This is a genomic window from Vibrio palustris, assembly GCF_024346995.1.
Taxonomy (GTDB): Bacteria; Pseudomonadota; Gammaproteobacteria; order Enterobacterales; family Vibrionaceae; genus Vibrio; species Vibrio palustris.
Genome location: NZ_AP024887.1, coordinates 612,485 through 625,824, shown reverse-complemented (window position 1 = coordinate 625,824; position 13,340 = coordinate 612,485). Strand labels below are relative to the sequence as shown.

General features: G+C 43.3%; 12 protein-coding genes. 4 read left to right on the top strand and 8 right to left on the bottom strand.

What is annotated here, in order from left to right; translation table 11 throughout:
- The 7 genes from nrdR to OCU30_RS02980 all read right to left on the bottom strand — a co-directional run bounded on the left by nrdR (position 1) and on the right by OCU30_RS02980 (position 6,797).
- On the bottom strand, positions 1 to 450 hold the full coding sequence (nrdR, locus tag OCU30_RS03010; protein ID WP_077311339.1) for a transcriptional regulator NrdR: 450 nt from the start codon (positions 448 to 450) through the stop codon (positions 1 to 3).
- A 103-nt stretch (positions 451 to 553) separates the two neighbouring features.
- Positions 554 to 1,804, bottom strand: coding sequence for a glutamate-5-semialdehyde dehydrogenase (locus tag OCU30_RS03005; RefSeq protein ID WP_077311889.1), 1,251 nt, complete (start codon positions 1,802 to 1,804; stop codon positions 554 to 556).
- A gap of 12 nt (positions 1,805 to 1,816) precedes the next feature.
- A complete protein-coding gene (gene proB / locus OCU30_RS03000) occupies positions 1,817 to 2,953 on the bottom strand; it encodes a glutamate 5-kinase (protein WP_077311337.1) in 1,137 nt (378 codons plus the stop codon).
- Between the two features lie 138 nt (positions 2,954 to 3,091).
- A complete protein-coding gene (crl, locus tag OCU30_RS02995; RefSeq protein WP_077311335.1) occupies positions 3,092 to 3,463 on the bottom strand; it encodes a sigma factor-binding protein Crl in 372 nt (123 codons plus the stop codon).
- A 95-nt stretch (positions 3,464 to 3,558) separates the two neighbouring features.
- Positions 3,559 to 4,806, bottom strand: a complete 1,248-nt coding sequence (frsA, locus tag OCU30_RS02990; RefSeq protein ID WP_077311333.1) for an esterase FrsA — start codon at positions 4,804 to 4,806, stop codon at positions 3,559 to 3,561.
- A 200-nt stretch (positions 4,807 to 5,006) separates the two neighbouring features.
- Positions 5,007 to 5,471, bottom strand: coding sequence for a xanthine phosphoribosyltransferase (gpt, locus tag OCU30_RS02985; RefSeq protein WP_077311331.1), 465 nt, complete (start codon positions 5,469 to 5,471; stop codon positions 5,007 to 5,009).
- Positions 5,472 to 5,507: 36 nt separating this feature from the next.
- Positions 5,508 to 6,797, bottom strand: a complete 1,290-nt coding sequence (locus tag OCU30_RS02980) for an NCS2 family permease (protein ID WP_077311329.1) — start codon at positions 6,795 to 6,797, stop codon at positions 5,508 to 5,510.
- An 871-nt stretch (positions 6,798 to 7,668) separates the two neighbouring features.
- Between OCU30_RS02980 and OCU30_RS02975 the strand changes: the two genes are divergently transcribed.
- The 4 genes from OCU30_RS02975 (at position 7,669) to OCU30_RS02960 (ending at position 11,758) form a co-directional block, all read left to right on the top strand.
- Positions 7,669 to 9,141, top strand: coding sequence for an aminoacyl-histidine dipeptidase (locus tag OCU30_RS02975; RefSeq protein WP_077311327.1), 1,473 nt, complete (start codon positions 7,669 to 7,671; stop codon positions 9,139 to 9,141).
- A gap of 233 nt (positions 9,142 to 9,374) precedes the next feature.
- Complete coding sequence (locus OCU30_RS02970; protein ID WP_077311325.1) at positions 9,375 to 9,806, top strand: ATP-dependent zinc protease family protein; 432 nt, start codon at positions 9,375 to 9,377, stop codon at positions 9,804 to 9,806.
- A gap of 4 nt (positions 9,807 to 9,810) precedes the next feature.
- Positions 9,811 to 10,695 carry a 30S ribosomal protein S6--L-glutamate ligase gene (gene rimK / locus OCU30_RS02965; RefSeq protein ID WP_077311323.1) on the top strand — a complete coding sequence of 295 codons (885 nt, stop codon included), beginning with the start codon at positions 9,811 to 9,813 and terminating at the stop codon, positions 10,693 to 10,695.
- A gap of 4 nt (positions 10,696 to 10,699) precedes the next feature.
- Positions 10,700 to 11,758 carry a succinylglutamate desuccinylase/aspartoacylase family protein gene (locus OCU30_RS02960; RefSeq protein ID WP_077311321.1) on the top strand — a complete coding sequence of 353 codons (1,059 nt, stop codon included), beginning with the start codon at positions 10,700 to 10,702 and terminating at the stop codon, positions 11,756 to 11,758.
- Positions 11,759 to 11,822: 64 nt separating this feature from the next.
- Here OCU30_RS02960 and OCU30_RS02955 read toward each other — a convergent pair whose 3' ends face one another.
- Positions 11,823 to 13,178, bottom strand: coding sequence for a sodium-dependent transporter (locus tag OCU30_RS02955; RefSeq protein WP_077311319.1), 1,356 nt, complete (start codon positions 13,176 to 13,178; stop codon positions 11,823 to 11,825).
- Between the last annotated feature and the right edge of the window lie 162 nt (positions 13,179 to 13,340).

The window sequence follows — 13,340 nt, the reverse complement described above, 5'->3', positions numbered from 1 at the left end:
TTAATCTTCTAATTTGGCAATTTCTTCGCCAAATTCACGAACATCCTCAAAACTACGATAAACCGACGCAAAACGTATATACGCGACTTTATCCAGCTCTTTGAGTTGCTCCATTACTAAATTACCGATTAATTTACTCGGCACTTCACGTTCACCTGTTGCACGTAATTTCGATTTAATGGTACTGATCGCCAATTCAATCGCATCCGCGCTCACCGGTCTTTTTTCTAGGGCGCGTTGGAAACCACCGACCATTTTTTCTTCATTGAAAGGTTCACGGTTACCATTGGTTTTGATCACTCTTGGCATGACCAATTCCGCTGTTTCAAACGTAGTAAACCGCTCATGACACGCTAAACATTGACGGCGACGACGCACTTGATGACCGTCAGCCACTAAACGAGAATCGATAACTTTTGTATCAATCGCAGCACAAAAAGGACAATGCATATCACCTCCATATTACACAGTTTTAGTTTAACGGAATTCGTTAATGGAAGAAAAGAAAAAGGGGCGTAAACGCCCCTTTTTACTATAAGTCGATCCAAAAAACCTAGCTACGTACCAGATAATTCGCTTTCCCTACCCATTTATAGCTCGTCAGCTCTTCTAAGCCCATAGGACCACGAGCATGCAGCTTCTGAGTCGAAACGGCGACTTCGGCGCCTAAACCAAATTGCGCGCCATCGGTAAAGCGTGTCGATGCGTTAACATACACCGCAGCAGAGCCTGCCGAATTAATAAAGGCTTCTGCATTATCTAAACTATTGGTCATGATAGCATCGGAGTGGCTAGCATTATGAATACGCATATGCTCAATAGCCGCTTGCACACCGGTGACGACTTTGACGCCTAATACGTAATCTAGCCATTCGGTATCAAAATCTCCATCTTGCGCGCTACGCACCCGAGGAGCAGATTGCAGTAGCGATACAGCAGAGTCATCAGCAACAAATGTGACACGTTCGCCCATTGCATCAATAAGCTGTGCACAAAATTGCTCGGCGACAGATTCATGAATTAATAACGTATCGAGAGAATTACACGCGGAAGGACGCTGAGTTTTCGCATTATCGACAACCGCAACCGAACGCGCGAGATCCGCAGTATCATCAATGTACATATGACTAATGCCAAAGCCACCAATAATCACCGGGATTGAGCTATTTTCTTTACACATTTTATGCAAGCCAGCTCCGCCACGTGGAATGATCATATCCACATACTCATCAAGCGTCAGCAATTGCGAGACTAACTCACGATCGGGCTTTTCGATATACTGTACTGAAGCAGCAGGTAACTCAGCTTTTTGCAAAGCGTTTTGAATCACTTTGACTAATTCCATATTGGACGCGAAAGTTTCTTTACCGCCACGTAGGATACTGGCGTTACCCGTTTTTAAGCATAATGCAGCAATATCAATGGTCACGTTAGGACGCGCTTCATAAATCACACCAATCACACCCAGTGGCACACGGCGACGTGAAAGAGACATACCATTGCCAAGCACCTTACTATCCACTTCACTGCCAACAGGATCATTCAGCATAATAACATTACGGACATCATTCGCGATCGCGCTAAGCCGGTCTTCAGTCAGTAGCAAGCGATCAAGCATCGCATCACTCAGTCCGGCTTCTTTTCCTTTACTGATATCTTGTTGGTTAGCCGCTAAAATCGTCGCTGCGTTCGCTTCAAGTTCGTCAGCTATCAACGCCAGAGCGCGATTTTTTTGTTCAGTCGGGGTGACTGCCAGTTGAAAAGCAGCATCTTTGGCTGCTTTTCCCATGTTGGTTAAATCCACATTCATCTCCAACTATTCCTGAATAACAACCATGTTATCGCGGTGAATAACTACTGAGCCATGGTCATAGCCTAGTGTTTCAAATATTTTGTTACTGTGCTCACCGGCAATTTTCACTAAATCTGCACTCGAATAAGCAACAATGCCACGTGCAATTTCAAGGTGATGTTCATCCATAATGCGTACCACACCACCACGCGCGAAGTCACCTTCAACCTTAGTAACGCCCTTAGCAAGTAAACTACTGCCTTTGTGCTCTACCGCATCAACCGCTCCAGCATCAATCACCACAGAGCCACAAGGCGCAGGCCCGGCTAATATCCATGTTTTGCGGTTTTCTAACGATTCTTCAACGGGTAAAAAACGGGTACCTTGCGGGGAATCACTCAATGAATCGACGATCACATTTGGCGCTCGGCCCGCGGCAATAATGACCTCCATACCAGAGCGACGAGCGATATCGGCCGCCTGCAGTTTAGTCGCCATACCACCAGTACCTAGCGTCGTACCACTGTCGCCAGCAATACGACGTAACGTATCATCGATAGTTTTTACTTCTTTGATCAGTTCAGCGCTTGGGTCTTTGCGTGGATCGGCGGTAAATAACCCTTTTTGATCGGTCAAAAGCAATAATTTATCCGCGTCACATAAAATACCAACTAGGGCTGATAAGTTGTCGTTATCACCCACTTTGATTTCGTTAGTCGCAACAGCGTCATTTTCATTCACAATCGGGACAATATCATGATCGACCAAAGCATGAATCATATCGCGAGCATTGAGAAAACGCTCTCGATCCTCGAGATCGGCACGAGTTAATAACATTTGGCCAATTTTAATGCCGTAAATTGCAAACAAGCGTTCCCAAGCTTCGATCAGTTGACTTTGACCAACAGCTGCCAGTAATTGCTTACTTGACATCGCGTTAGGTAAAGTGGGAAAAGCTAAATGCTCACGGCCAGCCGCTATCGCGCCAGAAGAAACAATGACAACGGCATGCCCCTGTTTCTTAAGTTCGGCACATTGTCTTGCCAATTCCACCATGTGCGCTCGGTCAAGCGCGAGTGTTCCGCCAGTAAGAACACTGGTTCCCAGCTTCACTACTACCGTATGTCGTCTTTTTTTGCTGTTAGTTTGCTTCGTCGTCATGGTTTTTATTGATATTAGTTAGAACATTTCAGATGGAATGTTTTAGCAATCCAAGCAAGAATAAACAAGCAAAAAAGGCGCATTAAGCGCCTTTTTATTATTTAACAATGATAAGAGCGTAATAAAAAGAAGAACTCGCTACTCAACGTAGGACATCGTTTGTCCAAAACGCTCTTCTAACTTGGTCACAAGTTTTATTTTGAAGTCTTCCTGCGTACGAACAATATCACTCATTGCGGTTTCTGGTGGCTCTTCTTCAACCCAATCACCATCAACATTAAATTTACCCACATGATAAGAAGCCGTAAACCCGGCTTCGCTCAGGTTAAATTCCATCCACCAGCCCCAAAACTCGCGTTTTTCGGGGGCTTTCGAATCGTCGACACATACGGCTAAACAATCAAACCAGTAATAATTATCGCGACACCACTCTTCGCGCAAATAAGGCCCTATAGTCTTAAATGCGGCGAGTAGACGATAATGGGTAGGACGTTTGGTTACTTCAGACATAGACATCTCCGTTTCAACAGTAAGATTACTATTGATTAAACAATCAGTTGCTTAAAAAGCTCACCGTTCTCTTTTAAAGAATTCGTCTTGCAATGTCATCTATAAAGTTCTTCTTCCAACCATTTCATCGCCATTTCGAGGGATTGCTCATAGCCTTGAGAAATAGTTTTACTTTTTATTTGCTTAGCTCTGCCCTCTAGACTAAAGAGCGCTAAAAGTCGATTATCCGAATGTGGTGATATGACATCACCTTCCATACCCAATGCCAAAATAGGTACTTTCGTTCGGCGACTGGATAAAAAGCCTTGTATTTTTAACGACCACGCCATCATCTGCCCAGACATACTACTGATATCCACAGCTTTTTTATCCACACGAGACGCTAAAACATCTAAATACATTTTCGACATTTTGGTCAACTTATCGCGAGTAACAAACACATCATGAATCGGCGCGCCTAATGTCACACACGCTTTTACTTTATCAGGCTCCAAGAAACTTAACCTCGCCATCGCATTCCCACCAAACCGAAAGCCGACTAAACCGACACGGCGATGATCAACCCAAGGTAGCGCAGCCAATTGACTCAAGACTTCTTGATGCAACATCGAGGTATTCTCTGTCACATTCCATGCCGCGCTATGGCCAATACCTGGCATATCAACAGTCAGCATTGCAATATCGCGCTTAGCAAGGTAATCACGAAACAATCGCCACATATCGGTTTGTAAGCTATCTAAGCCAGCACTGACGATCACGACAGGTTTAGATGTTTCAGTATTCGTCAGATGTAAATGCCCAACAATTTTTTTATTTTGAAAAGGAAATTCCAAACGCTTGATCGTATATTGAGTATGCTTAGCGGCCATCTCGTAGGCCGTATTGGCGAGATTTTCAGACTGTTTAGCTAAGTTATCATTCTTAAGGTGCGGGTAACCGGCAATGCTGTAACACAACGCGGCGTTAAAATAGGATTCAGCCGCGGCTTCACCTTCTTGATCTTTCGCGGTTTGCTGATGACTCATGGCCATACGGTTCCACTCAAATGCCCAATTACCTGAGTGATACCCCATAACCGTATCCAACCACTGGTCTTCACTACGCGAATGAGGTGACGCGGCAATGCGCGATAACACTTCTTGTTGATCCAGTGCATGAACTCCCTGCCATGACCACTGCAAACGAGGGATCGTTCGATACCAAGCAAATCCTTCTTGCTGACGTTTTTTATCAAGAAATTCAATACTGCTCGGCAGGTAACTGGTCAGTGTTGAGGTTTCTCTAGCTTGTTGGTGTTTCTTAAACAAGGTTTCAGACAGGTTTTTACTCTTCTCTTCCGACATAGCGGTTGTCTCTTTCTAATCGTGATATAGCAAGGCTGAGTACCTAGAGTATCGCGTTAGTTAAGACTCTGTCTATGTACATAGCTCGAGATAGAAGCAAGTCTGTTCTAAATCAAACAACATCACAGTCATCGACCTAAATTAGAATAAAAAAAATGGCCCATTTAAGGGCCATTTAATCAACATTACCAAGTACTGGATTACTTTTGCTTACGATTGATAGGTTCAACGTATGCTAGCGATAGATCCCATGGTTGCTCAATCCAAGTATCTTGTGGAATGTCGACAACATACTCATCAACTAAGTCTTTGCCCGCAGGTTTAGCACATACCGTCACAAACTTCGCTTTCGGATACATTTCACGAATTTTACGTGCGGTGTCACCACTATCGACAAGATCATCAACGATAAGGAAACCTTCACCATCATGCTCAGGTGCTTTCAAAACATTCATATCACGTTGGTGATCATGGTCATAGCTAGAAATACAGATAGTATCTACATAGCGAATACCTAATTCACGAGCGAGAATAGCAGCCGGTACTAGACCTCCGCGGCTAACACCTAGGATTCCTTTCCACTGTTCTGCTGGCATTTGCTTTTCAGATAACTGGCGGCAGTATGCTTGCATATTGTCCCAAGTGACAACGAATTTTTTGCTCATTTGTTTAAACCTAAAATTGTATATGTATTGTATTGCTTATCCAACAATAAACTTAATGGTGAAGATGGCAGCCATTAGCCACACACTTGCCGACACATCGCGGCCTTTCCCACTAAGCAATTTAATTACTGCATATGCAATGAAACCAAAAGAAATCCCTTCTGCAATTGAATAAGTCAACGGCATCATGATACAGGTAATGGCTGCTGGAGCCGCTTCTGTTAAATCATTCCAATCAATATTTGCAATACCTGATAGCATTAATACAGACACGTATAACAACGCACCAGAAGTTGCATAAGCTGGGATCATTCCTGCTAATGGAGAGAAGAATAAAGCAAGCAAGAAGAAAATACCAACGACAACGGCAGTTAATCCTGTTCGGCCGCCAGCGGCTACGCCTGACGTACTTTCAACATAAGAGGTTGTGTTTGATGTCCCTAACAATGCACCAATAGAAGTCGCGGTAGAATCAGCTAACAACGCACGATTTAAACGTGGGAGTTTACCATCTTCCTTGATGAGGCCAGCTTTACTTGCCACACCGACTAGCGTACCAGCGGTATCAAACAGGTCGACAAACAAGAAAGCAAACACCACCGAAATCATACCGACTTGGAATACGCCGCTAAAATCTAGCTGCATGAATGTTGGCGCGACAGAAGGAGGCATGTCCATCACGCCATGCCATTTCACATCACCAAAAATAATGCCAAGCGCCGTCACCGCTAGAATAGAAATCATCACTGCGCCTTTCACATTACGATGCACCAAAGCAACAGTCAGTACAAAGCCAAGCGCCGCAAACAAGCACTTCTGTGACGTGATATCACCCAGACCAATCAGCGTTCCTGGGTTGCCGACAATAATGCCAGCGCTTTGCAGAGCAATAAAAGCTAAGAAAAGACCAATCCCCGATGCAATACCGGTTCTCAGTGACATCGGAATCGAATTAATGATCCACTCACGAATACGGAACAGACTCAATAAAATAAATAACACACCAGAACAAAAAACAGCCGCTAATGCCACTTCCCATGTGTAGCCCATGCCATTGACGACAGAAAAGGTGAAAAATGCATTCAATCCCATTCCTGGCGCTTGGGCAATGGGATAATTGGCATATAGACCCATGATGAAACACCCAACAGCCGCAGCGACACAAGTCGCAACAAATACAGCGCCTTGATCCATACCTGTTTGAGCAAGCAAAGAAGGGTTAACAAAAATAATGTAGGCCATTGTTAGGAATGTGGTCATCCCCGCAATGATTTCGGTGCGAACTGTCGTTCCATGTTCGCGTAATTTAAATAGACGTTCCAGCATTGTCGATCCTGTAAAGGTGAATTAGTAAACGGTTGCGTAATCGATTGAGCGCGATTATAAAGTTATAAAATGACAAATTCCAGATGGAATTGATGGCATATCACACTTTAAAAAGAAAAAATGAAAATATGTCGTTTTTTTCTTCAATTAAATCAGCTTATTGAAAAATTTTACCTGGGAGGAAATTTTCATTATTTATTGCTGATCTCACCTCTTAATTCAAACATTTACCATGAACGCGTGAAAAATGGATAAAAAAACGCCACCTACATTGAGGTGGCGACGAATAAGTCATCATCTAGTACTTAGACAATATCGTAATTCAATAATAAGGGGTGAACAAATATGTTCGAGTTACAAAGTTATGTGTTAACAAAACTTCATAGCAAGTTTACGTTGTTAATGTTGGGGTGAATATTAACAACAATCACTCATAGAAAACCTTGTCGATCTATCATGATCATCACTCATCATAAATCGTACACGTCCATCGCGATAAAACTTATCCAATGAATTGGGGAATCTTTCGAGCTGGTTACAAATATACCACTGAGAAAATTTATTACAATAATGCGAGTGATTAAAATCACACTATTTTCTAAAAGTGCCAAAAAACCCGCATTAATAAGTAATAAAATTACAAAACTTACTATTTTTTATGACAGACATCTCAATTTAATAATCATCAGCACGCATATTAATAGATCGGTATCATTAACCTATCGTGACATTGCAACACGCGGATCTACTCCCAAGAACATTAGGGTGGTATGCTATTGATCATATTATCCTTCCTGATCATTGGAGATATTGACCGCTCAACACCGTCATATACAGTGGTCAGGGACAGCGCAATTATAGGAGTTGATCTGTGTCTGAATTCCATTCTGAAATAAGTCAGTTATCCCCTGCCCCTATCTGGCAGTTTTTTGACAAAATTTGTTCTATCCCACACCCCTCAAAGCATGAAGAGCAACTCGCTCAATACATTATTCAATGGGCAACACAAGAAGGATTGGCAGTAAGCCGTGATACCACAGGTAATGTATTTATCAAAAAGCCCGCTACGCAGGGAATGGAAAACAAAAAGAAAGTCGTCCTGCAAGCTCACCTCGATATGGTGCCGCAAAAGAATGAAGACACCGCTCACGACTTTACGACCGACCCAATCCAACCCTATATTGATGGCGAATGGGTGACGGCAAAAGGAACAACGCTCGGCGCGGATAATGGCATGGGTATGGCATCGTGTTTGGCGGTACTCGCATCCAAAGACATTCAACATGGCCCTATCGAAGTGTTATTAACTATCGATGAAGAAGCCGGCATGTCAGGTGCATTTGGCTTGCAAGAAGGATGGCTAGAGGGTGATATTCTACTCAACACCGACTCAGAGCAAGAAGGCGAAGTCTACATGGGCTGTGCAGGCGGTGTCGATGCCACTTTAACCTTTCCTATTGTGCGTGAAGCCCTGCCAACGGGTTTTATTACGCGTAAATTAACCTTAAAAGGATTAAAAGGCGGGCACTCTGGCGCAGATATTCATACTGGACGCGCTAACGCTAATAAATTATTAGCACGCTTTCTTGCAGATCATTTGACCGATATCGATTATCGCTTAATTGAGTTTCGTGGTGGCAGCTTACGTAATGCTATTCCTCGGGAATCTTTTGCAACCATTGCGATTCCTGCTGATAAGGCAGAAACGTTAGATAACGCTTATCAAGCCTTTGGTCAACGAGTACAAACAGAATTACAGAAAATTGAAACCAATATTACGGTTTTAAATGATGCTTGTACCACTACCGAAACCGGGTTTTCTCTGCCATCACAGCACGCTTTTATCGCCGGCTTAAATACTTGCCCTAACGGTGTGGTGCGTATGAGTGATGACATTGAAGGCGTAGTAGAAACGTCTTTAAACGTAGGGGTTATTACGACCGAGCATGATAACGTTACCGTGCTATGTTTAGTCCGTTCGTTAATTGATACCGGTCGTGAACAAGTAGAAGGCACCTTAACGTCACTCGCACAGCTTGCCAATGCCGATATTAGCTTTTCAGGCGCTTACCCAGGTTGGAAGCCAGATGCCGATTCAGAAATCATGCATATTTTCCGTGATATGTATGAGGGGATTTATGGCCATAAACCTAATATTATGGTGATACATGCAGGCCTAGAATGTGGCCTATTTAAAAAACCTTACCCAGATATGGATATGATCTCTTTTGGCCCGACTATCAAGTTCCCACATTCGCCTGATGAAAAAGTCAAAATCGATACTGTCGGTTTGTTCTGGCAACAAATGGTCGCTCTCTTAGAAAACATTCCCACCAAAGGCTAGTCTATTTTAAGCCAAGTGTTCCACTTGGCTTCTTTTTGATCGTTAGCCTCAATCTTATTTTTGCAATTATTTAACTCTCACCCGCAATAATTCACACCGTTTCTCACTAAGATGATTAATACTGGTTATCAACACGACTGAAATTTTTCGTTGGTCAGAAGATTCCACGCTTTGTTAGAGTTCGCTACCTCGGCAGCCTAACGCCTATCCACTTATTGAGATGACATAACGTTATGAACTTACAAACGATCGCCGGATGGCGTGAGTATGTGGCTTTGCCTTTATTAGGCGTGAATACCATAAAGGCGAAAATGGATACTGGTGCGCGAACTTCGAGCCTACATGCCTTACATATCACGCCTTATACTCATAATAATGAACAGCGCGTGACGTTTTTCTTATACCCAGATCAACAAGATGATAATACACGTATTGAGTGTGACGCCGCTGTCATTGAGCAACGGTTTATTCGTAACTCCGGAGGAGAAGAAGAAAGTCGTTATGTCATTATGACCGAGTTGCAATTAGGTAAGACTCGCTTTATGACCGAAGTAACTTTAGCCAACCGTACTAATATGGGATTTCGTATGTTAATTGGACGCACTGCAATGACCGACTTACTCATTAATCCTAAAAAATCTTTTCTACTCCCTCTCAAGGAATAAACGTATGAAAATCGGAATTTTGTCACGCAATGCCAATCTATACTCGACAAAACGGCTAATAGAAGCAAGTCAACAACGTGGACATGAAGTAAAGGTCATTGATGCGCTACGCTGCTATATGAACATCAACTCTAAGTTGCCACAAATTCATTGTAAGGGAGAGGAGCTCAATGATTTTGATGCCATTATTCCGCGGGTCGGGGCGTCCATTACCGTGTATGGCACCGCGGTACTCCGGCAATTTGAAACCATGAATGTTTACACGCTCAATGAATCGATTGCGATCAGTCGGTCACGCGATAAATTACGTTCCATGCAGCTATTATCTCACCGTGGCTTAGGGATGCCCATCACCGGTTATGCCAATAAACCAGATGATGTAAAAGACTTATTAGAAATGGTCGGCGGGGCCCCTGTTGTTATTAAATTACTCGAAGGCACGCAAGGTATTGGCGTGGTATTAGCAGAGACACGTAAAGCCGCGGAAAGTGTTATCGAAGCCTTTATGGGGCTAAAAGCGAATATCATGGTACAAGAATACATTAAAGAATCGGAAGGCGCTGATATTCGCTGTTTTGTACTAGGAGATACGGTGATCGCAGCGATGAAACGACAAGGAGCAGAAGGAGAGTTTCGCTCAAATTTACATCGCGGAGGATCGGCATCATTGGTCGATATCACTGAGGAAGAACATCAAACGGCAGTCTCTGCGGCAAAAATCATGGGCTTAAAAGTGGCAGGCGTCGATTTATTGCGTTCCGCACGCGGCCCTTTGATCATGGAAGTGAACTCTTCTCCAGGTTTAGAAGGGATTGAAAAAGCGACAGGCAAAGACATTGCCGGCATGATCATTGACTTTATTGAACAAGAAAAACACGATAAGGGTTGAGAATATGACAAGTAAGTCACAGCAGACCAACTCGGCATTTGAAATCTTAGGGCAAAAGGTTCTTGCAGGTAGCCGTGAAATCATTGAATTAGAAGTGGCAAAGCTCTATACCAATGCCCCACTTTCTATTCCGATTGAAATACTCCATGGAGCCTCTCCAGGCCCGGTGTTATTAGTGAATGCTGCCATTCACGGCGATGAGCTAAATGGGGTCGAAATTGTACGTCAGTTAGTAGAAAGCATTGATCCTATCAAACTTAAGGGAACTCTCATTGCCGTACCTGTTGTCAATGTTTTTGGTTTTATTCACAAATCTCGTTACTTACCCGATAGACGCGATTTAAACCGCAGCTTTCCTGGCAGTGAAAAAGGCTCCCTTGCTTCACGTATGGCTTATACCTTTTTTACGCAGATAGCCCAATCATGTCAGTATATTATCGATTTACATACTGGCGCCCAACATCGTACGAATTTACCGCAGATTCGCGCCGACCTCAGTGATGAAGAAACGCTGCGTATTGCGCGTGCTTTTGGTACGCCCGTTACCATCGACTCACCGCTTCGTGATGGCTCCCTGCGCAGCGAGGCAGGTAAACTCGGGCTTAATGTCCTGACCTATGAAGCAGGAGAAGCGCTGCGCTTTGATCCAATCGCTATCCAAGCGGGGCTACAGGGAATTAAACGTACCTTGCAAGCGGTGGGTATGCTTAGGAAAAGTCGTAAAGCGTTCCCTTCAACTTTTATTTCAACATCCACAAGCTGGGTACGCGCTGATACCGATGGCATTGTGCGAACACTTGTATCTTTAGGTGATAAAGTCGAAAAAGATCAAGTACTCGCTTATATCAACTCTCCCTTGGGTTCGGCAAAATCAGAGTTAAAAGCGGCGAAAGGTGGCATTGTCATTGGCCAGCAAACACTTCCTTTAGTCAATGAAGGGGATGCCTTGTTTAATTTGGCCTATTTTGAGCAAGACGATCATGAAGTCGAACAGCTGGTAGAAGAATTTATTGAAGATATTAGTGATATGGACTTAGAAGCAGCGAAAACAGATGAGAATTAGATAAAACTAAGGGGTAATAACCATCGCGATGAATACTAAAGCGCACTCATCGCGATTACACCATTTAAGTAAATGATGCCCAAATAATCGCGGTGACAGTTAATGGGCAAACAAAGCGTACGTACCAAGGCCAGATACGTCCAAACAGACTGGTACGGAAGGTTTCAAACCCAGATGATAGCTCTTTAAATTTCTGGTTACGATTCCATACCCAACCACCAAAAACACAAAACATCAGCGCCGCAAATGGCTGTAAATACTGCGTAGAGACCATCGCTACGACACCAAATAAGCTCGCAAAATGATAAACAATCACCATGCTAAAAATAGCAATTGCGCCGCCTAACACCCAACTGGTTGGCGTACGACGAGTATTAAAACGCTCGCCGACTAATGCCACAGGACATTCTAACATCGAGATAGATGACGTTAATGCGGCAATCGTTAACAATAAAAAGAAAACCACCGCAAATAATTGCCCTAACAGACCTAAACTATCAAACATCATGGGTAATACGGTAAAGACTAACGTATCAGAGCTTAATAATGCGCCATTAGGCCCGTAAATCGTGACACCATGCTTCATCGCAACAAACATTGCTGGCATCACAACCAAACCAGCGACAAAGGCAACCGCCGTATCCACTAACGTCACATTCATTGCCATCTTTGGTAGGTTCTCTTTCTTACTTAAATAGGAACCATAAATCAACATTGAACAACCGCCAATAGTAAGGGAAAAGAAGCCTTGCCCCATTGCCGCTAAAATTAATTGCTTATCCCAAATCTTATCAAAATCCGGAATTAAATAATGCTGCAAGCCTTCCATCGATCCATCTTGCATCATGATGTAGACAAATAAGACTGCAAACAAAATAAATAATGCTGGCATCAAGCGCGTTGACCACTTTTCTATCCCTTCTTTTATGCCACCTTGCACAATAAGGATCGTCAACACATAAAAGACAAGAGTACCAAATGCATTACGCTCAACACTAAAGCCTTTAAACCAGGCCGTCGCCGTCTGTAAACCGATAATATCTGTTATTGCACCGAGCAAATAACAAATTAACCACCCACCGACAATGCTATAAAAGGCTAAGACTGCACTAGGTACACTTAATCCTAACCAACCAACCGCTCCACCAACACGCTTGCCTAGCGCATTTGTGGTTAGCGAGCGCATGCTATCCACCGGGTTAGCCTGACCATAACGACCAATCGACATTTCCACTACGAGCATGGGATAAGCGACCACCAAGATCAACACAAGATACACCAATAAAAATGCACCGCCACCATTACTGGCTGCTTGAGTTGGGAACCCCCAAATATTACCAAGACCGACAGCTGCGCCCGCAGCAGAAAGAATGAAACCTAACCGTGAACCAAAAGTTTCTCGAGATGATGCATTTGTCATGTGTACTCACTAATACCACTAAACTAGTTGGCTAGTACATTAATGTAAAAAGAGATCAAACGCAAATATCGATTATTGATTTTAATAATCTTGATTGAACTCTACTCAATATATAAAAAAGCCCGCAGTTCAAACTGAGGGCTTTCATAAAACATTACAAAC

What these genes read in the sequence shown, in the direction of transcription:
- gpt (WP_077311331.1), bottom strand. Translation starts at nt 5,471, where the DNA reads ATGAGCAAAAAATTCGTTGTCACTTGGGACAATATGCAAGCATACTGC.
- OCU30_RS02970 (WP_077311325.1), top strand. Translation starts at nt 9,375, where the DNA reads ATGAACTTACAAACGATCGCCGGATGGCGTGAGTATGTGGCTTTGCCT.
- OCU30_RS02980 (WP_077311329.1), bottom strand. Translation starts at nt 6,797, where the DNA reads ATGCTGGAACGTCTATTTAAATTACGCGAACATGGAACGACAGTTCGC.
- frsA (WP_077311333.1), bottom strand. Translation starts at nt 4,806, where the DNA reads ATGTCGGAAGAGAAGAGTAAAAACCTGTCTGAAACCTTGTTTAAGAAA.
- nrdR (WP_077311339.1), bottom strand. Translation starts at nt 450, where the DNA reads ATGCATTGTCCTTTTTGTGCTGCGATTGATACAAAAGTTATCGATTCT.
- proB (WP_077311337.1), bottom strand. Translation starts at nt 2,953, where the DNA reads ATGACGACGAAGCAAACTAACAGCAAAAAAAGACGACATACGGTAGTA.
- crl (WP_077311335.1), bottom strand. Translation starts at nt 3,463, where the DNA reads ATGTCTGAAGTAACCAAACGTCCTACCCATTATCGTCTACTCGCCGCA.
- OCU30_RS02960 (WP_077311321.1), top strand. Translation starts at nt 10,700, where the DNA reads ATGACAAGTAAGTCACAGCAGACCAACTCGGCATTTGAAATCTTAGGG.
- rimK (WP_077311323.1), top strand. Translation starts at nt 9,811, where the DNA reads ATGAAAATCGGAATTTTGTCACGCAATGCCAATCTATACTCGACAAAA.
- OCU30_RS02955 (WP_077311319.1), bottom strand. Translation starts at nt 13,178, where the DNA reads ATGACAAATGCATCATCTCGAGAAACTTTTGGTTCACGGTTAGGTTTC.